This is a genomic window from Acinetobacter seohaensis, assembly GCF_056431365.1.
In genome coordinates this window covers 200,009-225,909 of record NZ_JBWKMK010000029.1, presented here as the reverse complement: position 1 = coordinate 225,909, position 25,901 = coordinate 200,009, and the positions used below count along the sequence as shown (strand labels likewise).

Genomic DNA, 25,901 nt, shown 5'->3' with positions numbered 1-25,901 from the left:
AAAAAAAATGCCTGCGGAGGTCGCAAGCATTTTATCACTTATTCACTCATTAAACCGTGAGCTTTTAACTTTTTACGTAAAGTACCACGGTTTAGTCCAAGAATTTCAGCAGCGCGTGTTTGGTTACCGCGAGTGTATTCAAGAACAACAGATAAAAGAGGTTTCTCCATTTCTGCTAACACCATGTCATACACTTGTGAAGGTTGTTCACCTTGTAGTTGTGCAAAATAATGGCGAACTGCGCGATCTACGTGAATACGTAAAGCAACATCAGATTGTGCAGTAAAAATAGGAGATTTGCTATTCATGCGAATTAATCCGAAAATCAGATATCACTGGGATAAAGTGATATATCAATGTGGTCTATAAATTAAATGAACTCCGTTTTAGATCCTAAAACGGGAAGTTCTAAAACTGGAACATTTAGCTTGCCACAACTCTAGGCATTGGTCGAAATTTAAGCGTAACAATACATTAATAATTGTTACAGACCAAAATCAAAACAAAAAATCTACTCTGTACGCGATATATAAAAATAAAGCGCATTAGACAGATCTATATTTGTTGTGAATCTTGCGAGGAGTTTGCAGCACAAAGCTTTCGTGGCGCGTATGATACCATTGTATGAGAAAAAGTGAGCAAGAAAACTGCAATTTTTTTAATTTTTTTCGCTATTTTTTCACTATTTTTTTGTGAATTAAGGCTTGATAATTTCTAAAGTATAGGCATCGAAGTCGTTTCGTGATATTGGAACTAAAATGTCAAACTTAAATGGACTGTTTTTAGGAATACGTTGAATGCTCGAAAGACTTTCGACCAAATACTCCTGTGGGGAATAGATGTAAGTCGATAATGTTTGTTGTTTTTCTTTTAAAGTGACTTTGATATTAGGCAAAGCCAAGCTTTTATCATAGTAATTGATCAGCTCACCCGTAAATTGTGTATTCATACGATCTACACGTTTAACCTTCACGCGATTTGCTGAAATTAAGCTATAGCGTTCTTCTAAACTGCTACAGTTAAAAAATTGACAGACTTGGGTAAACACAGAATTCAGTGCAGGGCTGCTGTTTAAAAACTTTGGGTTAAACCACAAAATTTGGAAGATCAACAAGCCAATCAATAAAAGATTAATAATTCCCCAAAGTAAGTAGTAACCATTGCCATGCTTTTTTTCACTTTCAAGATCAGGAGCAGACAACTTCATGGCAGGAATGTTGCCAATCGGTTCAGTACTGAAATAATTGAGGTTATTCAGATAGGTTTTCAGATCAATATTGGAATGTTCAACTTTACGCTGAAAAATATCTAAAATATGTTGCGGTTGCGCAAGTTCAGCAGTTGCCTGCATAAAACTGCGGTTTTGAATGTGATGTAATTGTGATGTGACTGAGTTTTTATTTTGAGGAAAGGCAAATACCAAATGCGAAAGAGCATTAAAGGTATTGTCGCATTTAGGACAACAAACCATCCCTTGCGCAACGGTCAGCTGCGCAACGGATACTTTATAAACAGTTTGGCATTCAGGGCACTTGGTTTGCTTGTCACTCATAACTCAAAAATTACAGTTAGTGGGGATGGCGTTTCCCAGAAATTCGACACCAGTTTTCTTCACGTTTTTCGACTTGTACTATATCAAAAAATTCAGAATAAACACTAGAAACTTCAGCAACTTGCTCTTCAATTACACCTGCAAGTGCGAACTCGCCCTCAGATTTAATTAAAGTTGCAAACTCTGGCGCAAGCATCATCAATGGGCCTGCCAAAATATTGGCAACTAAAATGTCTGCTTTTTCATTGCCAATGGTTTCATTGAACTCTTCTGGAAGTCCCACATATAAGTTTTTAAGTACACCGTTGAGTTCTGCATTTTGTTTGGTCGCTAAAACTGCTTGCGGGTCAATATCAGTCGCATAGACTTTTTTTGCACCGAGCAACAAAGCCGCTACTCCTAAAATACCTGAACCACAACCGTAGTCGATCACGACTTTATCTTTTACATTGGTTTTACCTAACCATTGCAGGCACAGGAACGTACTGGCATGGTTACCTGTACCAAAAGCCAAACCTGGGTCAAGTTTAATATTGACTGCATCTGCCTCAGGTGGTTCTAACCATTCAGGTACAATCCAGAATTTCTCTGCAATCTGGATTGGCTCGTAGTAATCCATCCATGAGCGTTCCCAAACCTGATCTTCCAAAAATTCACTGCGTAAAGGGGCATCTGGCATTTGCGCACAAATAAAGGTTTCTAAGGCTGCAACATCAATTTCTTCACCTTCGTCTTGTGCATAAATACCTGTCACAATGACTTTGTTCCAAAGTGGTGTTTCACCTGGTAGTGGCTCAAGTAAGTCCTGATTTTCCGCATCATCTAAGGTTACGCTGACTGCGCCCAATGAACTGAGCAGGGTTTCAGTAAAATCGACTTGCGCTTGATCAACAGTAATATGTATTTGTAACCACTTCACGGAGATAACCTAAAATTTAATGCGTAAGCGCTATTGTAACTGAACTGCTGCAGGCGCTGTTATTTTTTATTCGGATTGCGAAAGGGAAAACTCTATACGATTGGAAGTTTCAAATTCGCTTTATGCTTATAGTCGAATAATGTGACAAAAATATAACTCTAAAAAATATAAGTTAAGAATTTGTTTGAACCATCATCGCTCAATCATCCCCAAAACAGTCAAATTGCTGGATTGGGGATGATTGAGAGACTTGTTTTAGGATGCAGATTGCTCCGATGCAGGAGTCGGCACAAATTTATTTAGTAATGTGCCTAAAATTGCGGCAAAAATATACATGAAAATAGAATAAACCGCAGCAGGCATGGCAATGGTTGAGCTTGCCATAACGGTTAGGGCGATGGTCATTGCAAGGGTACTGTTGTGAATGCCAATTTCAAAGGCGCAGGCACGGGCTTGTTGGCTGTTCACACCAAAGAAACGCGGGACAAAATAACCAATCAATAAACTGCAGGCACAGAACAGAGCAGTGGCAAGTCCTACATCTGCCAAATAAAGCATGATGTTATTTCGCTCTTTGGCAATCGCGCCAATAATAATCACTATCAGAAAAACCACAGCAAAAATACGCACAGGTTTGTTTAAACGGTCTGCCGTTTGCGGGCTAAAATGGCGTACCAACATCCCCAAAGTGACAGGGATAATAATAATTAAAAACACCTGTAATACTTTGGCAAACTGTAAGCCGACTTGTTGCCCATCCTGCATAAAATGTTGAATGGCAAAGTTGACAATCAGGGGCAAGGTAAATGCTGCAATCACGGAATTCACGGCAGTGAGGGTGATGTTTAGTGCAATATCACCTTTATATAAGTAGCTAAATAAGTTGGCTGTTGGCCCACCTGGAGATGCTGCTAGTAGCATGAGTCCGACTGCAAGCAGTGGTGGTAAATTCAGCAGTTTACAAATAAAGAATGCAATTGCTGTCAGGACGACCAATTGACAAAATAAAGCAATAAACACTGCTTTGGGGTGTTTGCTCACCCGTTTAAAGTCGTTAGGAGTGAGTTCTAAGCCAAGTCCAGCCATGACCACGGCCAAAGCCAGCGGCAAAAATATTGTGATTAATCCTGAATCCATAAACACTCCTTTGTTTTTACATCTACAATAATTTATTTGATATTTAACTGTTTGTTTAATATGTAGTTAATTTTGCTCACGTTTTAAATTGTATTTTTATTGTGGTTTAAACTCTGCTCCTGTTTGTGTTGATGGGCAAGTTTGGCAGATTGTCTAGCTAGCATACTCCCTAAAATAAAGCTGAACATATACATAAAAATGGTGTAAATCGCAGAAGGAATGGCAATTTCAGTGCTTTGCAAAACCGATAGCGCAACGGTTAAAGAAACAGCAGTGTTATGAATGCCAATTTCAAAACAACAAGAGCGTGCTTGTTGATCAGGCACACCCGCCAAATACGGCACAAGATAACCAATAAGTAAACTTAAAAAGCAAAAAAGCGCTGTGGCGATACCAATCGCACTGAAATAGTCAAAGACATTGGCGCGTTCGCGGAAAAGCGCATAAAAGAATAAAGCGAAAATGAAATAAATGGACATCAAACGCATAGGTTTGCCCAACTGTAATGCAATTTGTGGCATTGCATTACGCACCGCCATTCCTACACAAACAGGCACAATAATCAGTAAAAAAACCTGTGCCATTTTTTCAATTGGCATGCCAATTTGTTGTTGATCGGTCATAAAATACAGAAAAGACAAATTAACAATAAAAGGCAGCGTAAAGGTCGCCATCACAGAGTTCATTGCGGTTAGGGTAATATTTAGGGCAACGTCACCTTTATAAACATAGCTAAATAAGTTCGCAGTAGGCCCCCCTGGTGAGGCAGCAAGCAGCATTAAGCCAATTGCCAAGAGCGGTGGCAATTCTAAAAATAAACAAATTGAAAATGCTAAAACAGGCAAAATGACCAATTGTGAAAAAAGCGTTAAAAAAATGACTTTAGGAAATTGATTGACCCGAATAAAGTCTTTAGGCGTGAGTTGTAAGCCTAAGCCCATCATCATCACAGCCAAGGTCAGTGGTAGAAAAAAGGTAAAAAAGCCTGAATCCATAGCACATCCTTTATTTTTTTCTTATGGGTATAATTTTCCCTCTCTTTGCAGTGTAATTGTTTTTTGAGCTTGTGCAATAAACAAAGCAGTCACTTCTTATAAATGACTGCTTTGGTGTTATTTTCATGCTTTCAGTTTGAATGAATACCCGATCTGTTCATGAAAATATAGATTAACTGATTGATCACATTGCAGCAGGGCGTGGTGGCGTAAAGCCTAAGGCACATTTGCCTTTTAACTCAGTACCATTGACTGTAATGACGGTGCTTTGCGCATCTGCCATACAAGAACGGTATAATTCAGGCTCATTGCCTTGTAATTGCACTGCTTTAGATGAACTAAAGAATTGTGGTTCACAGGTACCATTCCAGATAATCCCACGATAAGCAAAGCTTACAGGTGCGCCCTGAGTTTTACCTTTACAGACTTGCTGGAATTTTTGCGCGTTATAGACGGTTTCTACTTTATCATTTGCCTGCACTGCAAATGGACTGAAAAATAAGCCACAAAGCATAGAGGACAGCAAAATTTTCTTATTCATGATGTTTCCCTTTGTTTCTCATATCTGTGCTATTAGGATAAAAAATAGACAAATTAAAACAACGGTGATCTGGTTAATTTTTAGGTCTAAATGTTTTTATGTACAGTAAAAATGCAAATTTGGATTACAAAATATTAATTTTGTAGCGCGGTTAAGCCAATAAAATCGACTGAATCTGTCAACTTATGCCACAAGTTTTGCTATAATATTCCGTCTTTATTTTTTATCTCTCATTGACCATTATGCACTATCCTAAAGTTTACGATGTCATTGTTATTGGTGGCGGTCACGCAGGCACCGAAGCGGCGCTTGCAGCAGCACGTATGGGTCGTCAAACCTTACTCTTAACTCATAACATTGAGACTTTAGGGCAGATGAGCTGTAACCCTGCAATTGGCGGGATTGGTAAGTCGCATTTGGTACGTGAGATTGATGCCTTAGGCGGCGCAATGGCATTGGCTGCCGATAAAAGCGGGATTCAATTCCGTATTTTAAACTCGCGTAAAGGTGCTGCTGTTCGTGCAACACGTGCGCAGGCAGACCGAGTTCGCTTTAAAGCTGCGATTCGCGCCACTTTAGAAAACCAAGCCAATTTAGATATTTTCCAACAAGCAGCCGATGACCTGATTGTAGAAGGCGATACTGTAAAAGGTGTAGTCACTCAAATGGGGATTCGTTTTGATGCGAAAACCGTGGTATTGACCACAGGTACATTCTTGGGTGGTGTGATTCACATCGGTTTAGAAAAATCGAGCGGTGGTCGTGCAGGCGATCCTCCATCAATTGCTTTGGCGGCACGTTTACGTGAATTAAATTTGCCTGTTGGGCGTTTAAAAACAGGTACGCCACCACGTATTGATGCACGCTCAGTCGATTTTTCGGTCATGATTCCGCAGCCAGGTGATTTCCCATCACCAACCATGTCATTCATGGGTGATGTGTCGATGCACCCTGAACAAGTGAACTGCTATATCACCCATACCAATGAACGTACTCACGAAATTATTCGTGGTGGTTTAGATCGTTCACCGATGTATACAGGTGTGATTGAAGGTGTTGGCCCACGTTACTGCCCATCGATTGAAGATAAAATTCACCGTTTTTCTGATAAAGACTCGCATCAGGTATTTTTGGAGCCTGAAGGTTTAGATACACATGAATTGTATCCAAACGGGATTTCAACCTCTTTACCGTTTGATGTGCAGTTCGAGTTAGTTCGTTCAATTCGTGGTATGGAAAATGCGCATATTTTGCGTCCAGGTTATGCGATTGAATATGATTACTTCAATCCACAAGCCTTGAAATTCACTTTGGAAACCAAAGCCATTAATAACTTGTATTTTGCAGGTCAAATTAATGGTACGACTGGCTATGAAGAAGCGGGTGCGCAAGGTGTGTTAGCTGGTTTGAATGCGGCACGTCGCGCTTGGGATCAGGAACAATGGACACCAAAACGTGACGAAGCTTATATTGGTGTATTGGTTGATGATTTGATCACGCTAGGTACTAAAGAACCGTACCGCATGTTTACCTCACGTGCGGAATACCGTTTGATGTTGCGTGAAGATAATGCCGATCAGCGTTTGACGCCAATTGGTCGTGAGCTTGGTTTGGTGGATGACACTCGTTGGGCGGCTTACTGTGAAAAAATGGAAGCAGTAGAACGTGAAACAGGGCGTTTACAGCATTTGTGGGCTGCACCAAACAACCCAATGGGCAAAAAATTTGTTGAAATGACAGGTGCAGATTTATCTAAAGAATGTTCTGCGATTGATCTGTTAAAACGTCCAAATATCAGTTTTGCGCAAATTGCAGAATTAACAGGCTCAGAAGTTTCTGGACAAGTGGGCGATCAAATTGAAATTGCAGTGAAATATGCTGGTTATATTAACCGTCAGCATGAAGATGTCGCACAATTAAAACGCTTGGAAGAAACCAAAATCCCTGCCGATTTTGATTATGATGCAGTGTCAGGTTTATCGCGTGAAATCACGCTAAAATTGAAGCATGTTTTGCCTGAAACTTTGGCACAAGCCAGTCGTATTCCAGGTGTGACACCTGCCGCAGTTCAATTGGTGATGATCACCATTCGTAAAAATGCACAGTCACGTAAATCTGCTTAAGGTTTGATGGATTGATGAAGAAGCCCACAATTTAAATTGCGGGCTTTTTTATGCGCCAAAGTAAATCAGATGCTAAGCAAAGAAGAAGTTGCGTATAAGAATAAATCTGATTTCGACTGCATATCTTATGATTTCACAGCTAGATCAGGAGCATTTAAAGTGACACTTATCAACATAGATAGGAGCAAAATATGACTTTAAAAAGCATTCGTTATAGTACAGCTGAACTGGCATGCCCACGCTGAACGATGCCGAGTCAATTTTAATTTTAACTTCAATCAGCAATCACAATAATTTGATTTAAAAGAGAACGATAATGCTATCGCCCCAATATATTTGGGGCTTTTTTATTCCTGAGTTTGATGCACCGCATTGGCAACTTCTACAGGTTCAATCTGAATTAGCTTTTTACCAAAACTACGCAACCACCAAACCAATTGTGAGGTAAACGGCACAGTGGCAGTCACCAACACATTACCATTTTCCAGTGTTTCCATAGTTTGATCTTTGCTTAATTGGCTTTCATCGAAGTATATGGCATCAGCTTTTTGCATGGTAAGTTTGAGCTGAATATTTTCAGTAGCTTTACTGAAATCGACTCTAAAACCTAATTCGCCAGATTCAATATAGGCATCAATATCAAAATTAACAGGATGCAAGGCGCGTGAATCTAAAACTTTGGCTGCTTTAAAACGATGCAGGGCAAAGGTTTGAATGTCGGTTTTGTCAAATCGAGTACAGATTAAATAAATCACCGCACCTTTTTGCACCAAAGCCAAAGGATTCAGCACATAAGTTTTTTCTTCGCCTGAATTGCTGCGTGATTGATAAATACATTCTAGTTGTTTGTCTTGGAGCAAGCCTTCATATATCGCCTGTTGTGCATTGCGGTCTACGACTGGTGGAATTAAAGGTTGTGTTGCAGGCACAATTCGCACACGATTAATCCATTGGCGGACATTGTTTTGGGTCGATAGACTGCGTCGTGCCAAATCAAACCATGGGTTCATTTCTTCAATCAAACTTGGCGGCAGCAGATGTTTTAAATGTTCCTCGACCATCATAAACGTTACCGCTTGAGAGCTGGTCATGTGCGGTAAACTTTGAATCGGTGCATCTGAACGCCAGCGCCAACCTTGTGGTACGGTACCATTACTTTCAATTGGAAAGCGCTGAGAAATTTGATTTAAGTCACGTTGAATCGTACGCAAACTAATGTCGATACCTTCACGTTGCAGGACATCGTGTAATTCACGTGTGCCCATCCATTTACCTGTAGAAAGGCGCGATAAAATTTGCCATTGGCGATATAAACTATTCGATGTTTCTTTTTCTTGTATAGACATATTCAATATTTACTAGGTCAATTCATACGGATGAAAACTTGTTCTTCCACACAATAAGAAAACTCGGAATGATTAGCAAGTTTTTTACTGAAAAAGGGCAAAATATAACCGCAGATTTTGCAGTAAATATCACAAAATTTGGACGGGCAAAGTTAATCAAATAATAGAAGTGAATCAGAAACTATGACCTCAAGCCATACTTGGATCAATTAGAAAAGCAAGATTGAATAGTTGTGTTTAAGTGAAAACCTGTCATTGTTTTGTATGGTAGATACAGGTTTATGTAAATAAAAGCGGTCTGAGTGGATGAGTGCTGTAGGTTAATTGGGCAAGGCGATTGAGGTGCTTTATCGCGATGAATTATCAACAGACCTTAGAGTTAGGAGGATGAAACAACCGTGAATTTATCTAGCAGCGATGCGCGAGAAATTTTTTGGTTAGCCCGATATTTAACCCGTATTCAATATGTATGTCAGCAATTTCCATTTAAACAAAATGATGCTGCTTTGACTTATGCACATGCCTTTTGTTTGCCTGCATTTGATGCAGCTTCTTTAAATGAATTGATTTTAAACGAAGAACAGCCTGCTTCATTTGCGATGCAGTTTGAGCAAACACGGACAAAAATTCAAAACTTGGCACAGGTGTTTTCTAAAGCTACTTATGTTGAATTACAGCAATGTATTCAAAATGCGTGCGATAACGCGAGTTATATTTGTGATGTGGTACAAGACTGCGAAGCACTATTAGATGCAGAACCACAGCAGATATATTTATTTTTCCAATTGGGGCAAAAAATTGAACAATTAGACCGACAAATTCGGTTAAAACAATCGACTGAAAAGACTTTGTCGCAATTGGAAATGATTGTGCAATGCCTAAAAGATTTAGGTTGGACGTCGTTTGTAGACGCATGGCAACAGCTGAAACAGCAACCCGATACCATGCATTTTTATCACTTTAGTGATCATATTCAGCACTTACTTTCGGTGGATTAAGCAGAACTTGTCATGTCAAATTAATCGACAACAATATTATTTTAAGCTCTGTGTAGTTAAAAAAATAGTGGAAGCCGAAGCTCCCATTATGTCTTAACTTATTACTGGCTTTGAACAGCTATCAAATTCAATAGCTTTGACTCGTGCAGTACTTTCGGCTCGGTTACTTAGTCGCGTTCAACCGCAAGTGCAACACCCATACCACCGCCGACGCAAAGCGTTGCGATGCCTTTTTTTGCATCACGGCGTTGCATTTCGTGTAGTAACGTCACAAGGATACGGCAACCAGAAGCACCAATCGGGTGACCGAGGGCAATTGCACCGCCATTCACGTTTACTTTATCTAAGTCTAAGCCTAGTTCTTTGGCAACGCCTAAAGCCTGAGCGGCAAAGGCTTCGTTAGCTTCAATCAAATCAACTTGATCTAAGCTCCAGCCTGCTTTATTCAGGGTTTTCTTTACCGCTTCAACAGGGCCAAGACCCATAATTTCAGGCTCAATACCCGACATTGCATAGGCTTTAATACGTGCTAAAGGTTGTAGACCTAAGGCTGCAGCTTTGTCTGCACTCATCATCAACACTGCTGCTGCACCATCGTTGATACCAGAAGCATTACCTGCGGTTACGCTGCCATCTTTTTTGAACGCAGGGCGCAATTTATTCAAGCTTTCAAGGGTGGTATTGGCTTTGATGTATTCATCTTCAGCAAATACAATTGGGTCGCCTTTACGCTGTGGAATGCTTACAGCTGCAATTTCATCTTTAAATTTACCAGCCGCTTGTGCTGCAGCCGCGCGTTGTTGTGAAGTCAGTGCCAATTGGTCTTGTTCTTCACGGTTTAAACCAAGCTTTTCTACAATATTTTCTGCAGTAATACCCATGTGATATTGGTTATAGGCATCGGTTAAACCATCAGCCACCATACTGTCGATCAACTGGGCATTCCCCATTTTTTGACAGTTTCGCAATTGCATATAGTGTGCGCTTTGTGACATTGATTCTTGACCACCAGCAACCACAATTTCTGCTTCATCACACTGAATCGCTTGTGCAGCCAAATGTACGGCACGTAAACCTGAACCACACACCACGTTAAGCGTTGATGCGGGTACTTGCACAGGAATACCTGCAGCAATTGCGGCTTGGCGTGCAGGGTTTTGTCCTACACCTGTAGTGAGTACGTTGCCCATAATCACCTGATCGACTTGTTCAGGCTGTACTTTGGCACTGTCTAATACCGCACGAATTGCTGTTTGCCCCAATTGTGGTGCAGATAAAGAAGCGAGGCTACCTAAAAAGCTACCAATCGCAGTACGTTTTGCTGCAACAATCACAACATCTTTCATTTTATATCCTTAAATCTTATGTTCACGTTTCTGTGGATGCACATGATATATAGCATGTGCATTACTGATGTTATATGACTGATTAAAATAAATTTACCAAAACATAGCGACCTGGTGCTGCTTCTATTGTTGGATATTGTGCATTACCTAAGGCACGGGCAGGGAATTGTTGGCCTGCATACGGTGTAACCCAAGCCTGCCAGCGTAGCCACCAAGACTCAGGATGATACTCTGCACCATCTAGCCATTGCTTGGTATTTTCAAACTTGGCAGAGTTGGTATAGCAGCCGTATTTATTACGACTTGGCGGATTCACAATGCCTGCCACGTGTCCAGATTCACCAAGTACCAGTGTAGATTCACCGCCTAAGTAATCTGCACCACGGAAGCTTGTATCCCAAAGTGCGATATGATCTTCCTGCGTTGCAATAAAGAAGCTTGGTGTTTTGACACGAGAAAGGTTGAGTCCAACACCGTTTACTTTCACTGCGTTTGGTGAAATCAATTCATTATTCAAATACAAATTACGCAATAAGAAATTATGAATTTTGGCAGGAATATTGGTGCCGTCGCTGTTCCAATACAAAATATCGAAATCTGAAGGCTCTTTGCCTTTTAAATAGTTCTCGATGTAGTAGTTCCAGTACAGGGTATTTTCACGTAACAAACTGAACGTAACTGCCAATTGGCGACCATCAAAATAACCGAATTGATTATTTAAGGTTTCTAAACCATTAATCACAGGTTCATTAATAAATACGCCTAAGCTGCCTGGGTTTTCAAAGTCGATAATGGTTGCCATATACGTGGCAGATTTCACATGACTTTTCAGGCGTTTTGCCACGTAATAAGCCTGCGTTGCAGCAAGTAAAGTACCACCAATACAATAGCCGATACAGTTGGCTTCTTTTTCGCCTGTAATTTCTTCAATAACACGCAAAGCTTCAACTGCACCTGCGGTAATAAGATCTGCGAAAGTGAGTTCTTTTTGTTCGGCATTTGGGTTACGCCAAGACATTAAAAAGACCGTATGACCTTGCTGACGTAACCAGTTCACCAATGAGTTTTGTTCGCGTAAATCCAGCACATAATATTTATTAATAAATGGCGGCACGATTAGAATCGGGGTTTGATATACATTTTCTGTCGTTGCTTCATATTGCAACAACTGGAAAATTTCATTTTCAAAGACCACTGCGCCTGGTGTATAGGCTAAATCTTTACCCAAGCTAAAAGAGTCACTATTGACTATGCGAATAGATAAATATTTTCCGCTATTGACCACATCATCATGGAAAATTTGCATACCACGGACAAGGTTTTCGCCTTGTTCGGTAATGGTTTGCTGAATCACTTCAGGGTTAGTCCAAAGAAAATTGCTTGGTGATAAAGCATTAATCATTTGACGGGTAAAAAAGTGAATGCGGTAACGCACTTTGTCTGGAATGCCTTCTACGACATCCACCATATTTTGTACCAGTTGGCTAAACAGCAAATAAGACTGCGATAACAGGTCAAAATTGGGTTGTTCTTGCCATAATGGGCTGTTAAAACGACGATCACCACTTTCAGGTTGAATGAATGGTTCGATGTCTTTTGCCACACTGCGCATCATCACATTTTGGTAGATTTGCATTTGACCTTGCCACCAGCTCCATTGCATTTCCATCAAGCGTGCTGGATTTTTAGACAAAGCTTCAAAGAACATAGACATATCTTCTTTGTTGAGCTGTGTTAAGGCGTCATTAATAGGGCTTTGCCCATAATAAAATTCTTGTAGTTTTTTCCAGATATCATCGTGGCTAGAGAAAAATTGTAATATATTTTCTTTGAATTGAAATGAGTTCTGTTTCATTTCATCGCTCCATAGCACATGGCTTTTAGCAATCAAATTGAGTGTAAGGCTGAAACTAAAACGGGGAAATTTTCACACTTCCCCGTAACATTCGTCCTGATAACGCATGGTTTTCAGAGCAGTGTTTATTTATTATTTGGCATTGAATCGCTGACTAACTTTTCAAATTCTGCTTTGACTTCTGAAGTCAGTGTTGCTAATTTTTTGCCATCTTCAATCATTTGCTGACTGAGTTTGTTCATAGTTTCTAATTGCTTGGTGGTGCAGTTCACCATGCTTTGCATGTCTTTCACTTCGCTATTGGCAAACATTTGTGCTAAACCAATGTTGGCATAGTTGCGTGCTGCTTCTAATTGTAGGTTGGTTAAGTTAGCAAAATTTTTTGCAACTATACTGTTGAATTTGGTGTACGGTTCAAACACGTTTTTGTATTGAGCATTCATGTTTGAAAATAAGTCGCCGTATAGCATGGGTGTCACTCCAGTAAATAAACTTGTAGATTAAAATGAGGTGTTACACGCTTAGTGCATGTATAAGCCGCCGTTGATTGATAAGGTTTCGCCTGTTACGTATGCAGCATGATCACTCACTAAATACATAACTGCTGCCGCAATTTCGGTAGGGGCGGCAAGACGTTGCAGAGGAATTTGTGCTTCAATGCTTTTAATTACTTCTTCGCGCATGGCTGTGACCATCGGGGTTGCGGTATAACCTGGTGCAACGACGTTCACGCAGATATTTGAACGTGCACCTTCTTGAGCTAAGGCTTTGGTAAAACCGATAATGCCGGCTTTGCTCGCAGAGTAGTTGGCTTGTCCAAACTGACCTTTTAAACCGTTGACTGAGCTGATATTGACAATACGTCCCGACTTTTGTTCTAACATTTTGTTAAACACGGGCTGAGTCACTGTAAAAAGTGTTTTTAAGTTGGTATCAATGACTTGTGACCACTGTTCATAGCTCATCTTTTTAAAAGTTGCATCACGGGTGATGCCTGCATTATTGACCAGCACATCGACACGACCTTCAGCAGCAATTGCTTCTTGAATAGCTGCTGTTGCCGCTTCATGCTCATTTAAGTTGGTTAAAACAAAGCGCACATCGCTTTCTGTAAAGCCTTTGCTTTCAAGCCATTGTTTTTCGCGATCTTCTTCTCTTGGTACAACCGTTGCAATAATTTTATAGCCTGCTGTAACCAGTTGATGGCAAATCTCACTGCCAATACCACCTAACGCACCCGTCACTAAAGCTACTTTTTGTTCAGACATGTTGTTTTCCTAAGCAGAATAAGGTTATAAAAATTAAGGAGTTTTTCCCCTTTATTCTTGTTTAGAAATTAAGCGTTTTATATTTCAAAGAGGCTGCAGTTTGATGATGCTTTGAAGTCAAAAGTAAACAAATATTGGTAATAGATTATTTTCTTATCATGTGGATGCTTTTATAAATGGCTTAAATAGTCGTGAAGTCATTGATTCATCGTAGCGCGCAGCACAAACTTCTGAGTACTGGTGAAATGTGATTAATCCATGAATTTGAAGCGATGTGGCAGTTTAAAGACAGTGCGCGAGCATATTGTTTTTTCTTGAGATTTTGAGTGTGATTTTCAGCTAAATATTTGGATGACTGTAAAGCGCTAAATGCAAATGTGGGTGACCACAAATTTTTATCAATATGAATGGAAATACAGTGAATTTAAGAAAATAAAAAGCGAAAAGAAAAATATAAGAAAGAAAAAGAGAATGGCTTAGACGATTGCATGCAGCAAAACTGCTACATGCAACAGATCGAAAAAAGAAAGTTAAATGCTGGTTGCCTTGCGCTGTGGGCGAGGGCTTAAACGACACAACAACTCATAGCCAATCGTACCATTGGCTGTGGCAACATCATCCACCAAACGGTGTTTGCCCCATAGTTCAACTTGTGTGCCTAATTCAACGTCTAAACCTGTGACATCAATGGCAATCATATCCATAGACACACGACCAAGTACAGGCGTTAATTTTGTACCAATCGCAACAAAATTTGGCTGCACAAATGTACGTGGATAACCATCGCCATAGCCAATTGAAACAATCGCAATTTGCATGGCTTGTTCTGCAGTAAAGGTTGAACCGTAGCCGACGTGTTCGCCTGCATCAATTTCATTTAGTGCGATCACTTCTGCGCTTAAAGTCATCACAGGCTTTAAGTCGAGTGTATGCACATTATGTGCGGCAAAAGGCGTTGCACCGTAAAGCATAATGCCTGGGCGTACATAATCAAAATGCAATTCGGGATAACGATAGATTGCAGCAGAGTTACAGCAAGAAGCAAGAATAGGGCTGCAATTGTCTTTGACATGCAAAAATTGCGCGACTTGTTGATCATTTAAAGCATGATCACCATCGGCATTGGCAAAATGCATGGTCAACACACAGGTAAAACCTTCGGCTTTGAGCATGTGAATCACATCAATAATTTCAGGAATTTTAAAACCTAAACGATTCATGCCACTGTTGAGTTTGACCCAGACTTTTAAGCCTTGTGTGATGTAATCAGCTTTATGTTGTAGCAGCCAGTCGAGCTGTGCTTGATGATGCACCACACATTCTAATTTGTGTGCTAACACACTTTGCATTTCATCGGCAGAAAAAACACCTTCAATCAGGGTGATGGGCTGCGTATATCCCAATTCACGAATTTCTAAGGCTTCTTCAACGCAAGCGACACCAAAGGCATCGCTGTCTTTTAAGGCTGCTAAGCAGTCTTTTACACCATGTCCGTAAGCATTGGCCTTGACCATGCTAACAATTTTCGCTGTTGGGGCAAGTTGTTTGACACGGTTTAAATTATATTGCAGTGCCTGACTGTCAATATAAACTGTTGCTTGGCGCACCCTCGTTACTCCTTGGGAATGACAATTGGTAATTTGTGTTAGATACACTGTGGAGTGATAAATAAATACTAAAAATAGTTCTATTTAAAAATATTCACTATTGTAGACCTATCAACCTCAAATAGACATGAACATTTAAGTTTTTGATCATAAATTAATTTAAGATCGAAAAATCTATTAGGTTATTGATTGCAAATAATTTGTAAAAGTTTCAGACTTTATTTTTCATATAAAACTATACGTTCTAAAAGCTATTATGGTGTTAGATGCTCTCACTCAGGAAATTCTAAACTGTACGAGTTATGGCAAGATTCAGATGATTGTGGAGAGTGGGTTCGTAATTTAAATGAACTCAAAGAGAGATTAAACAATGCATTTTAAACTTGGATATGTTGAATAAATAATGAAAATATTTTGTTATCTGGGATGGAGTACTTTATTTTTTTGTCAGTCAGTTATGGCTTGTATGCCACATTCACCCAATGACGTTTTTATTGCCCGTTACCAAGGTTCACTGGCAGTACAGGAGAGTTCAGACTTCATTTTTGAACTCAGTTCAGGTCAATTTATTTTTCGCTCAATACTAGATGAGGTTAAATATAAAAAGCCTACTCAATGGTACAGTGGATTTTCAGGTAAAAGTACAGCTAAAAACCAATTAATTATTGGTTTAGCTTATGCACCAGATGGTGCTAAACCCCAGCAATATCAAGTAGTTTCATTTGCAACATTAAACTGTAAGAATGACCAGCTTGTTTTATCTAAACCGATTGTCCCATTTTTAGCTTGGAATAAGCAGACCTCAAATTGTTCTACAGTCGATAGATCAGAGGTTGGGATTTTAGATGGTTTTATAGACTATGATCAGACACATTATTTGGCGCAACTGCAACAAAAGTATCCGACATGCAAGCAATTAAATAAAGCATTTCCATCACTTGAAATGGAAGAAAATAGTCAAGATTATAATTTACTCTCAAGTTGGAAACTATGGTGGGCAAAGTTAATAAGTCAGATTAAAACATGGTTTTAATAAAAAAGAGCAATGCAAGCATTACTCTTCATCATCATACTGAGCATAATACTCAGGAGATAAGTTACTAAAACGCGTATATTGCCCTTCAAAAGCAAGACGTACCGTACCAATTGGGCCGTTACGCTGTTTACCAATAATAATTTCGGCAGTACCTGCTTCTTTAGATTCTTTATTGTAAACTTCGTCGCGGTAAATAAACATGATTAAATCCGCATCCTGCTCAATTGCACCAGATTCACGCAAGTCAGACATCACAGGGCGTTTATTAGGTCGGTTCTCTAATGAGCGGTTGAGCTGTGACAAAGCAATCACAGGGCAGTTCATCTCTTTGGCCAAGGCTTTTAAGCTACGTGAAATTTCTGAGATTTCGCCGACACGGTTATCGCCCATGCCTGGGACTTTCATTAACTGCAAATAATCGACCATGATACAGCCAATTTTACCGCCATGTTGTTTGGCAATGCGTCGCGCACGTGCACGTACTTCCGTAGGTGGTAGGGCAGATGAGTCATCAATATACAAATGCTTTTCTTGCAGTTGTAAAATCGTGCCTGTGACTTTTGACCATTCATCGCCACTGAGTTTACCTGAACGTAAGTTCCCTTGATGCACTTTGCCGTATGCAGAAATTAAACGCATTGCGATTGAGTCTGCAGGCATTTCCATAGAGTAGACAAGGGCAGGTAAGTCATTGTTAAACAAAACACTTTCAACCAAATTCATGGCAAAGGTGGTTTTACCCATAGATGGACGCGCAGCGACAATAATCAAATCACCCGCTTGCATGCCCGAAGTTTTATTATCTAACTCCACAAAGCCTGTGGTTAAACCTGTAATATTGCCTTCCATTTTAGAAAGTTCATCAAGTTTGTCGAATACATCGGCAACCACACTCGAAATGGCTTTTGGGCCTTGCGCTTTGGCATTGTTATTGTGTTGTTCGGCAATTTGGAAAATATTAGTTTCAGCCAAATCTAAAATCTCACTTACACTACGCCCTTTGGTGTCATAGGCATTTTGTAAAATTTCAGAACTGACTTTAATCATGTTTCTGAGGGTTGAGAATTCTTTAATTTTCGTGGCATAGGTTTCTAGGTTATAAAAACTAGAAGGTGAGTCTGCCATGAGCTGCATTAAATATTCTTCACCGCCCGCAGCTTCAAGTAAATTTTGTTTAATCAGCCAGTCATTCACCAATACGGCATCATAAGGTGAGTTTTCTTTAGATAAAGAATCAATAGCGCGGAAAATATATTTGTGGCGTGTCGCGTAAAAATCAGATTCTTGTAATACATCACCCACTTGTTCAAAAGATTCGGCTACAGTCATCAACGCAGCCAAAACAGCTTGTTCGATGGCTAAGTTATGCGGTGGGGTACGAAACTCTTTAAGCGGGCTGTTCTCATTTGGTTTTAGATCAGACTTTGCAGTATGTTGCTTTGCGCTAGCAGTCGCCTGTGACATATAAATCCCTGATTTTTAAAACAGTAAATGCTGAATAATGCATGGGGGATAGAACTTGAAACTCATATTCTTTCCACTTCCCGATGATACGCCCTCTAGAAAAAAAAGCGAGTAGATTTTGGTGAAGGATAAGTCAAAGCGTATAGATCGATTTAGGAAAATTGTACTAATCGTATATTCTAAAGACAAAAAAAGAGCATGCGATTAGGCATGCTCTTTTCTTTTGCAGAAAATTACTCAGATACGATAGTAACGAGAACTTCAGCAACAACATCATGGTGCAATTGGATTGCGATGTTGAATTCACCAGTGTGACGAAGCGCACCGTTTGGTAAACGAACTTCTGCACGGTCAACTTCAAGACCAGCATTCGTTAACGCGTCAGCGATGTCACGAGTACCGATAGAACCGAAAAGTTTACCTTCATCACCAGCTTTAGCAGTGATTACGATGTTAACTTCGTTCAATTGGTCAGCACGTGCTTGAGCAGCAGCTAAAATTTCAGCTTCTTGCTTCTCAAGTTCAGCACGACGAGCTTCAAATGCAGCAGTGTTTGCTTCAGTTGCAGCAACTGCTTTACCTTGAGGGATCAAGTAGTTACGGCCGTAACCAGCTTTAACTGAAACTTTATCGCCTAATTTACCAAGGTTCTTAATGCGTTGTAATAAGATAATATCCACAGCTCAACCTCACTTATGATTGTCAGTGTAAGGGATCAACGCTAAGTAGCGAGCTTGTTTAATAGCAAGCGCTAATTGACGTTGGTAACGAGCTTTAGTACCTGTAATACGGCTAGGAACAATCTTGCCATTTTCAGTGATGTACTGTTTTAGTGTATCGATATCTTTGTAGTCGATGTACGTAACGTTCTCAGCTGTAAAGCGGCAGAACTTGCGACGACGGTAAAAACGTGCCATTGATGTTCTCCTTAAGCTTCAGCAGAGTCTTGGTTAGCGTGTTGTGCTTCTTCACGTTGAGCTTTACGCGCACGTTTTTCTTCAGCACTCTTAGCCAATAATGACTCTTCAGTGATAGCGTTTTCACGACGGATGATCAAGCTACGAAGGATCGCGTCGTTATAACGGAACAATTCTTCTAACTCGTCAAGCGTAGTTTGACCACATTCAACGTTCATAAGAATGTAGTGCGCTTTGTGAATTTTGTTAATTGGGTAAGCCAATTGACGACGGCCCCAATCTTCTAAACGGTGAATTTGACCTTCAGCTTCTTTGATGTGAGTTAGGTAACGTTCTACCATACCCACAACTTGATCGCTTTGGTCTGGGTGTACCAAAAGTACGATTTCGTAGTGACGCATTGTCAGCTCCTTACGGTTTATGCAGCCCCTGACTAAATTGAGCCAGAAGCAAGGAGTCACAACCGAAGTTGTGTCGCGAAATTGCGAAGCGTGAATTTTAGAGCTTTTTCCAAGTAAATTCAAGGCTTGGTCTAAGAAAAGATCGGCTTGGGTAAAAAGGGAATGTAATATTTTGCATCTATGATTGGAATTTAAATTTTATGCTTTGTATTTGTATGTCACTAACTTTTAGAGTGTTTAATGCAAAAATTATTAAGGACGAATAAATCAAAGACAGATAAATTGTTATTATTTAAATATTGAAGTGTGGAGAGGGTAGGCACTCCATTAAAAGATAGAGCTAAACTCTATCTTTTAAAAAAGTATGATTTGCGTGCTTGGTGTGGTTGCTGTAAAGCTAAAACATAAACTCACAACAGTAATTAAAATAACCGAAAATAGGAAAAAGCGTTTTGCCCATAATTGATCATTTTCTGCTTTGAAGCCAATGACGCCAATATAGAACCAATAAATACAAAGTGCATTCAAAATAACCAGATATAGCCAGTTTGCATAACCAAATACAAACAGTCCATTCATGGCAACGGTAAATAACACCACATAAATTAGTGATTCAATTTTCGTTCGAAAAATTGAACGAGCAACTGGCAAAATTGGAATCCCCGCATTTTTGTAATCATCATAACGGTAAATTGCAATCGCCCAAGAGTGGGGCATTTGCCAAAGTGCATAACCTAAAAAGATAAGTAGTGCAGCTAAGTCAAATTGATTTGCAACAGCGGTATAACCAATGACAGGTGGGCTTGCGCCTGAAATACTGCCAATAATGGTTTGATGAATTGTTGTGCGTTTGGTCCATAGACTGTAAAAGCCGACATAAACCACGAAACCAATCAGTGCAAAAAGAAAAGCGTATGCGTTAACTCCAAACCATAAAATGCTAAAACCAATTATGCCCAATACCACTGAATAAATCAGCGCAATAGGAACAGAAACAGTTTTTTTCACTAAAGCACGGTTTTGTGTGCGTTGCATTTTTTGGTCGATGTCTTGGTCAATAATATTGTTGACCACACATCCTGAGGCGACAACAAGCGTTGTACCAAGCAGAGTAAGCAGTAGGAGAAGGAAATCTACAGAACCTTGGGCAGCTACAAAGTAGCCACCCAAAGTGGTAATAAAATTACCAAAGAGAATTCCTGGCTTTGTCAGGAATAAATACTTTTTCAGCATGACAACCAGTTTAGATCATCATGTTGTAGTGTAGGTAGTTCATGATCCATACAGAACCAACCAAAAGGATGGCAATGGTCAGAATGGTATACACGAATGCAATCACGTTCCAACGTTGCTCTGAAGAAGAATTCATATGCAAGAAATAAATTAATTGAATAAGAATCTGAGCAACTGCTGTAATCGAAATAACAGTAATCAAAATACCACGGCCAAAACCACCTGCCATAACCATACCAAAAGGAATAATGGTAAGGATAACAGAAAGGATAAAGCCAATCGTATATTGCTTAGTGTTACCGTGTGATGCACCAGCAGAGTTGTGATCGTGACTCATTAGAGAACTCCCATCAAGTAAACTACGCTGAATACACAGATCCAAACGATGTCAAGGAAGTGCCAGAACAAGCTTAGGCAAGCTAAACGACGCATGTTCGGAATAGTCAAACCATATTTCTTGATTTGAACCATTAACACGATCATCCAAACTAAACCTGAAGTTACGTGAATACCGTGCGTACCAACCAAAGTAAAGAACGCAGATAAGAACGCACTCGCACTTGGACCATGTCCAGCGTGAACTAAATGGTTGAACTCATAAAGTTCCATACCAATAAAGATCGCACCGAAAACCCAAGTCACGCCTAACCAAGTTAGAACTTTAGCAACATCTTTCTTGTAAGCAGCTAAAACGGCAAAACCGAAAGTTACAGAAGAAATCAACAGGGCAAAAGTTTCTGTTAAAACGAAGCCTAATGACTCGCCAAACAAATCTTTAGCTGTTGGAGTGCCTACTGGAACGTGGCTACTTAATACAGCGAACGCGATGAAAAGTGTACCAAAAATTACAAGGTCACTCATCAAGTAGGTCCAGAAACCAAAGACGGTGATGTCTGTATCATCGTGGTGATGATCATCATGTCCGTGGTTGTCGTGATGAAGTACTTCAGCCATGTCTTAGTCCTTCTTCAAGTGTTTTTCAAGGATCGCATAGCGTTCGTTTTCAATACGCTCAACTTCAGCAGCAGGAACATAGTAGTCCACTTTCTTCGTGAAAGAACTCACGATGAAGCTGATGATTGCCGCAATGAACGTAACGATTGCTAGCCACCAAATATGCCAGATTAATGCGAAGCCCATAGTTGTAATAAACATTGCAATTATGAAGCCAGCTGCACGGTTAGTTGGCATATGGACATCTTCATACTTCGTTGGACGAGCGTATGCAACACCATTTTCTTTGTCAGTCCAGAAAGTATCAATACCATTGATCTTTGGAAGGTGAGCAAAGTTATAGAACGGTGCTGGAGAAGAAGTCGCCCACTCAAGCGTACGGCCATCCCATGGATCTCCAGTAAGGTCTAAGCGTTGGTTGCGTTGTAGGAAGCCAACCACAATCTGCATAACGAAGCAGAATAGACCAATAGCAATTAACACAGAACCGAAGAACGCAATTGCCAAGTATGGATCCCATTCTGGGTTGTCATATGTATTCAAACGACGAGTCATACCCATGAAACCAAGGATATAAAGTGGCATGAATGCAAAGTAGAAACCGAAGAACCAGAACCAGAATGCTGCTTTACCCCAAGTTTCATTGAGTCTCCAACCAAACATTTTTGGCCAGTAATAAATGATACCTGCGAACATCCCGAATACAACACCACCAATAATTACGTTATGGAAGTGAGCAATCAAGAATAAAGAGTTGTGTACAAGGAAGTCCGCTGGTGGAACTGCCATTAATACACCTGTTAAACCACCGATACCAAAAGTCACAAGGAAGCCAAGTGTCCATAGCATTGGGGTAGTGTAGGTAATACGACCCTTGTACATAGTGAATAACCAAGAGAAGATTTTCACACCAGTAGGAATCGCAATAATCATGGTCATGATACCGAAGAACGCGTTAACGTTGGCACCTGCACCCATGGTAAAGAAGTGGTGAACCCATACAACAAGTGATAACACACCAATTGCAACGGTTGCGTACACCATTGATTTGTAACCGAACAAAGTTTTGCGCGCAAAAGTCGCAGTTACTTCAGAGAAAATACCAAATGCTGGTAATATTAAGATATATACTTCTGGGTGACCCCATGTCCAAATCAAGTTTACATACAACATTGGGCTACCACCCATGTCGTTGGTAAAGAAGTGGAAACCGAAGTAACGGTCAAGCGTTAACATCGCAATTGTCGCAGTTAAAACTGGGAAAGTTGCAATGATAAGTACCGCAGTAACTAATGATGTCCAAGTGAAAACAGGCATGTCCATAAGTTTCATGCCAGGCGCACGCATTTTGATGATGGTAACGAAGAAGTTAACACCAGTAAGAAGCGTACCTAGACCAGAAACCTGAAGTGCCCAAATATAGTAGTCAACACCAACACCTGGAGAATATTCGATACCAGATAGAGGAGGATAAGCCATCCAACCTGTAGCAGCGAATTCACCTAATGCAAGTGAAACCATCATTAAACCTGCAGCACCAGCGAATAACCAGAAGCTTAAAGAGTTTAATAACGGGAAGGCTACGTCACGAGCACCAATCTGTAATGGTACAGAGATGTTCATTAAGCCAACAACAAGACCCATTGCCACGAAGAAGATCATGATCACACCGTGTGCGGTGAAAATCTGGTCATAGTGTTCTGGGTGTAAATAGCCTTCACCACCACCTTTCGCAAGGAACTGTTGAAGACGCATCATGATCGCATCTGCGAAGCCACGAAGTAACATGACTACAGATACAAAGATATACATGATACCAATTTTTTTATGGTCTACAGATGTGAACCATTCGTTCCACAAGTAGCCCCATTTTTTGAAGTAGGTAATACCAGCAATCGCTGCAAGACCACCTAAGATCATCGCTGCAACAGTTACCAATACGATTGGATCGTAAGGAATTGCATCTGGACCTAACTTACCTAATAAGCTCATGTCTTATTCCCCTTGAGAAGCAGTCGCATGTTCAACTGCTACATGAGTTTCAGAAGCAGGCGCTTCACCAGCCACTACAGGAGCTGAATGGTCAGCACCATGGTAGTTACTCATATAGTTATTGATCACTGATTCAAACAAGCCTTGCTCAACAGAAGAGTAATAAGTCACAGGATGTGGCTGAGTCTTATATGGACCTTCTTTTAAAGCCGTTGCAGCAAGTTTTTTCTCTAATTCAGTTTTGGCGTTACGAACCATTGCATCAATTTGTTTCTGTGAACGGTTACCGTCACGTAAAGAAGCAAATTCAGCTTGATCTAAAACTGTTTTTTGAACAGCTTGAGGATTGATAGTCGTACCTTGACCTGCTTTAACAGCTGTTACCCATTGCTCAAAATCAGCTTGAGTTACAGAGTGAGCTTTAAAGCGCATTTGCGAGAAACCATAACCTGAGTAGTTAGATGAGAAACCACGGAATTCGCCCGTGTTGTCTGCTAAAACGTTCAAGTGAGTTTGCATACCCGCCATTGCATAAATCTGACCAGATAATGCAGGGATAAAGAACGAGTTCATTGTGAAGTTAGATGTTAAACGTAAGCTTACAGGCGTTTGCTCTGGGAAGCGTAATTCGTTAACAGTAGCAATGTTCTGTTCTGGGTAGATGAAGATCCATTTAAATTGTTCAGCAATAACTTGAACAGTTAAAGGAGCTTTTTCGGATTCTAGCGGACGGTAAGGGTCGTACTTGTGGGAACCCCACCAAGTTAACCAAGCTAAAATACAAATAATAATAACAGGTATACCCCATACTACAATTTCAATTGCAGTAGAGTGTGACCATGTTGGTTGATAGTCTGCGTCTTTATTCGATGCGCGATATTTCCAACCGAACCACAATGCCATAATTGCAGATGGAATAACCACCAATAGCATTAGGTAAATCGCAGTCATCATCAGGTTACTTTGACCTGCTGCAACTGGACCTTTTGAGTTCAGAAGTACTAAATCACCGCCACACCCAGTTAAGAGTGCAGCCATCGTAGATAAAGACAATACAGCTAAAATCGTTTGTCTCATTTTACAACCTCGGTGAAGAGTCCCATTCCCTAATTTAATATGGGATAGCGATTAAAGTGTCGCATGATTAAAAAGACATCAAAAAAGATGAAAAAGTCTTCTTAATCATCGGACACCGCTACGTTGTAGGGCATTATGCCTGATATCGACAAACTAAGCTACACATAAAGCGGCTTTAAGTGGAGGGAATAAAAACCAATTTTTATACTCGGAATTATTTGTGTTAATTTTAATTTATTTATATTTATCAATATTATAAGAAAAAAGGGATGATCAATCATCCCTGAATAAATAAAATCAAATTATTGCTTTACGACTTTGGTTTTGGCGAGTTTATCGTGCAAAGCCTGTCGTTTTGCACCAAATGCAAAGCCATAATCTAAAATTGTGATGAATGGCATAAACATCATATTCAAAATAATGAAAATGATAGAGCGAATCGTAAAGACTCGCATTAGGCTCACTTTTTCATTGCTTTCTGCATCTACAATTTTAATTTTGGTTAAACGCTTACCAATACTTTGACCATTTTTAGCCAGTAAGAATGCTTGCAAGCCCAGCATAATGAGTAAATAAATTGCAATGGCTTGCCATGCTTGCATAGGAATCAGCTGAAATAACTCAGTTTGTAATTGAATGGCTTGATCTGAAGTGGTTGCCGCTTGCATCTTTTGTTGTAAGCCAGACAATTGTTCAAATTGATCTGCATTTAAGAAAAAAGAGGGAATAGCTGCTGCTGGTAGCCAAAGTAGCATATCAATAATTTTTGCTAGCGCACGACTGTTGATACTGGCTAACTCAGTTTGCGTTGTTTTGGTTTTTGTATTTTGTGATTGGCTATATTGTGCTGCAGTTGCACTATAGTTCTGTTCAGGCTGCTGAAAAGGAGATGCTTCAGAAGTCGGTGCTACATAGCCTTGTGGTTCATATACAAGTTTACCTTGGGTGAGTTCACCTAAAGCTTTCCATTCGCTCATGCCTTGGTGCCAAGCCAAATCTGTCAGCAACACTTGTTGGCTGGCGAGCATTTGGTTGAGCTGCTCTAAGGTGTATGGCCCAGCTTGTTGATTATTTCGTGCCAAGTAAATTTGCATAAATATAAAATCTCAAAAAATGAATTTGAAAAAAAACCCACGCAGG

The 25,901-nt window shown here is 40.1% G+C and carries 25 protein-coding genes; 3 read left to right on the top strand and 22 right to left on the bottom strand.

The window, feature by feature from the left end; translation table 11 throughout:
• Window positions 1-38: 38 nt before the first annotated feature.
• The 6 genes from fis to AC07E5_RS05505 all read right to left on the bottom strand — a co-directional run bounded on the left by fis (window position 39) and on the right by AC07E5_RS05505 (window position 5,144).
• Entirely contained in the window at window positions 39-308 is a 270-nt protein-coding gene (gene fis, locus AC07E5_RS05530; RefSeq protein WP_001086304.1) for a DNA-binding transcriptional regulator Fis, read from the bottom strand.
• Window positions 309-697: 389 nt separating this feature from the next.
• Window positions 698-1,552: an MJ0042-type zinc finger domain-containing protein gene (locus tag AC07E5_RS05525; RefSeq protein ID WP_004973129.1), complete on the bottom strand. Its 855-nt coding sequence runs from the start codon at window positions 1,550-1,552 to the stop codon at window positions 698-700.
• Window positions 1,553-1,568: 16 nt separating this feature from the next.
• Window positions 1,569-2,471 (bottom strand): 50S ribosomal protein L11 methyltransferase, encoded by a 903-nt coding sequence (gene prmA, locus AC07E5_RS05520; RefSeq protein WP_498624884.1) that lies wholly within the window; start codon window positions 2,469-2,471, stop codon window positions 1,569-1,571.
• Window positions 2,472-2,726: 255 nt separating this feature from the next.
• Window positions 2,727-3,608 carry a bile acid:sodium symporter family protein gene (locus AC07E5_RS05515; RefSeq protein ID WP_096900912.1) on the bottom strand — a complete coding sequence of 294 codons (882 nt, stop codon included), beginning with the start codon at window positions 3,606-3,608 and terminating at the stop codon, window positions 2,727-2,729.
• Window positions 3,609-3,691: 83 nt separating this feature from the next.
• A complete protein-coding gene (locus tag AC07E5_RS05510) occupies window positions 3,692-4,603 on the bottom strand; it encodes a bile acid:sodium symporter family protein (RefSeq protein WP_004973134.1) in 912 nt (303 codons plus the stop codon).
• Window positions 4,604-4,787: 184 nt separating this feature from the next.
• Window positions 4,788-5,144, bottom strand: a complete 357-nt coding sequence (locus tag AC07E5_RS05505) for a hypothetical protein (protein ID WP_004973135.1) — start codon at window positions 5,142-5,144, stop codon at window positions 4,788-4,790.
• Between the two features lie 242 nt (window positions 5,145-5,386).
• On the opposite strand from AC07E5_RS05505, the gene mnmG reads away from it, so the two are divergent.
• The gene (mnmG, locus tag AC07E5_RS05500; RefSeq protein ID WP_179995129.1) at window positions 5,387-7,267 is read left to right on the top strand and encodes a tRNA uridine-5-carboxymethylaminomethyl(34) synthesis enzyme MnmG; all 1,881 of its coding nucleotides are present in this window, start codon (window positions 5,387-5,389) and stop codon (window positions 7,265-7,267) included.
• Window positions 7,268-7,614: 347 nt separating this feature from the next.
• Here the strand turns inward: mnmG and AC07E5_RS05495 are convergent, their stop codons facing one another.
• A complete protein-coding gene (locus AC07E5_RS05495) occupies window positions 7,615-8,613 on the bottom strand; it encodes a helix-turn-helix transcriptional regulator (RefSeq protein ID WP_004973137.1) in 999 nt (332 codons plus the stop codon).
• A gap of 398 nt (window positions 8,614-9,011) precedes the next feature.
• Between AC07E5_RS05495 and AC07E5_RS05490 the strand changes: the two genes are divergently transcribed.
• Window positions 9,012-9,611 carry a hypothetical protein gene (locus AC07E5_RS05490; RefSeq protein WP_004973138.1) on the top strand — a complete coding sequence of 200 codons (600 nt, stop codon included), beginning with the start codon at window positions 9,012-9,014 and terminating at the stop codon, window positions 9,609-9,611.
• Window positions 9,612-9,778: 167 nt separating this feature from the next.
• Here AC07E5_RS05490 and AC07E5_RS05485 read toward each other — a convergent pair whose 3' ends face one another.
• The 5 genes from AC07E5_RS05485 to alr all read right to left on the bottom strand — a co-directional run bounded on the left by AC07E5_RS05485 (window position 9,779) and on the right by alr (window position 15,687).
• Window positions 9,779-10,957 carry an acetyl-CoA C-acetyltransferase gene (locus AC07E5_RS05485; protein ID WP_004973139.1) on the bottom strand — a complete coding sequence of 393 codons (1,179 nt, stop codon included), beginning with the start codon at window positions 10,955-10,957 and terminating at the stop codon, window positions 9,779-9,781.
• Between the two features lie 82 nt (window positions 10,958-11,039).
• Window positions 11,040-12,812, bottom strand: coding sequence for a class I poly(R)-hydroxyalkanoic acid synthase (locus tag AC07E5_RS05480; RefSeq protein ID WP_440204848.1), 1,773 nt, complete (start codon window positions 12,810-12,812; stop codon window positions 11,040-11,042).
• Between the two features lie 125 nt (window positions 12,813-12,937).
• On the bottom strand, window positions 12,938-13,282 hold the full coding sequence (locus AC07E5_RS05475) for a phasin family protein (protein WP_004973142.1): 345 nt from the start codon (window positions 13,280-13,282) through the stop codon (window positions 12,938-12,940).
• A 51-nt stretch (window positions 13,283-13,333) separates the two neighbouring features.
• Window positions 13,334-14,080, bottom strand: a complete 747-nt coding sequence (locus AC07E5_RS05470; protein WP_498624881.1) for a beta-ketoacyl-ACP reductase — start codon at window positions 14,078-14,080, stop codon at window positions 13,334-13,336.
• Between the two features lie 530 nt (window positions 14,081-14,610).
• Window positions 14,611-15,687: an alanine racemase gene (gene alr / locus AC07E5_RS05465; RefSeq protein WP_167846070.1), complete on the bottom strand. Its 1,077-nt coding sequence runs from the start codon at window positions 15,685-15,687 to the stop codon at window positions 14,611-14,613.
• A gap of 466 nt (window positions 15,688-16,153) precedes the next feature.
• Here alr and AC07E5_RS05460 point away from each other — a divergent pair, with 466 nt between their 5' ends.
• On the top strand, window positions 16,154-16,720 hold the full coding sequence (locus AC07E5_RS05460; protein ID WP_026438364.1) for a hypothetical protein: 567 nt from the start codon (window positions 16,154-16,156) through the stop codon (window positions 16,718-16,720).
• A gap of 21 nt (window positions 16,721-16,741) precedes the next feature.
• Here the strand turns inward: AC07E5_RS05460 and dnaB are convergent, their stop codons facing one another.
• The 10 genes from dnaB to AC07E5_RS05410 all read right to left on the bottom strand — a co-directional run bounded on the left by dnaB (window position 16,742) and on the right by AC07E5_RS05410 (window position 25,855).
• Entirely contained in the window at window positions 16,742-18,187 is a 1,446-nt protein-coding gene (dnaB, locus tag AC07E5_RS05455; RefSeq protein WP_004973149.1) for a replicative DNA helicase, read from the bottom strand.
• Window positions 18,188-18,420: 233 nt separating this feature from the next.
• Window positions 18,421-18,867 (bottom strand): 50S ribosomal protein L9, encoded by a 447-nt coding sequence (gene rplI / locus AC07E5_RS05450; protein WP_004973150.1) that lies wholly within the window; start codon window positions 18,865-18,867, stop codon window positions 18,421-18,423.
• Window positions 18,868-18,876: 9 nt separating this feature from the next.
• The gene (rpsR, locus tag AC07E5_RS05445) at window positions 18,877-19,104 is read right to left on the bottom strand and encodes a 30S ribosomal protein S18 (RefSeq protein WP_004719336.1); all 228 of its coding nucleotides are present in this window, start codon (window positions 19,102-19,104) and stop codon (window positions 18,877-18,879) included.
• A gap of 11 nt (window positions 19,105-19,115) precedes the next feature.
• The gene (gene rpsF, locus AC07E5_RS05440) at window positions 19,116-19,505 is read right to left on the bottom strand and encodes a 30S ribosomal protein S6 (protein WP_004973153.1); all 390 of its coding nucleotides are present in this window, start codon (window positions 19,503-19,505) and stop codon (window positions 19,116-19,118) included.
• Between the two features lie 354 nt (window positions 19,506-19,859).
• The gene (cyoE, locus tag AC07E5_RS05435; RefSeq protein ID WP_498624877.1) at window positions 19,860-20,738 is read right to left on the bottom strand and encodes a heme o synthase; all 879 of its coding nucleotides are present in this window, start codon (window positions 20,736-20,738) and stop codon (window positions 19,860-19,862) included.
• 10 nt (window positions 20,739-20,748) lie between these two features.
• Window positions 20,749-21,075, bottom strand: a complete 327-nt coding sequence (locus tag AC07E5_RS05430) for a cytochrome o ubiquinol oxidase subunit IV (RefSeq protein ID WP_004973158.1) — start codon at window positions 21,073-21,075, stop codon at window positions 20,749-20,751.
• Window positions 21,075-21,692 (bottom strand): cytochrome o ubiquinol oxidase subunit III, encoded by a 618-nt coding sequence (cyoC, locus tag AC07E5_RS05425; RefSeq protein WP_004973159.1) that lies wholly within the window; start codon window positions 21,690-21,692, stop codon window positions 21,075-21,077. The genes AC07E5_RS05430 and cyoC overlap by 1 nt, the downstream gene beginning before the upstream one ends.
• Before the next feature lie 3 nt (window positions 21,693-21,695).
• Window positions 21,696-23,684 carry a cytochrome o ubiquinol oxidase subunit I gene (cyoB, locus tag AC07E5_RS05420; RefSeq protein WP_004973161.1) on the bottom strand — a complete coding sequence of 663 codons (1,989 nt, stop codon included), beginning with the start codon at window positions 23,682-23,684 and terminating at the stop codon, window positions 21,696-21,698.
• 3 nt (window positions 23,685-23,687) lie between these two features.
• The gene (cyoA, locus tag AC07E5_RS05415; protein WP_004973169.1) at window positions 23,688-24,761 is read right to left on the bottom strand and encodes a ubiquinol oxidase subunit II; all 1,074 of its coding nucleotides are present in this window, start codon (window positions 24,759-24,761) and stop codon (window positions 23,688-23,690) included.
• A 302-nt stretch (window positions 24,762-25,063) separates the two neighbouring features.
• A complete protein-coding gene (locus AC07E5_RS05410; RefSeq protein ID WP_498624874.1) occupies window positions 25,064-25,855 on the bottom strand; it encodes an RDD family protein in 792 nt (263 codons plus the stop codon).
• Window positions 25,856-25,901 lie beyond the last annotated feature (46 nt).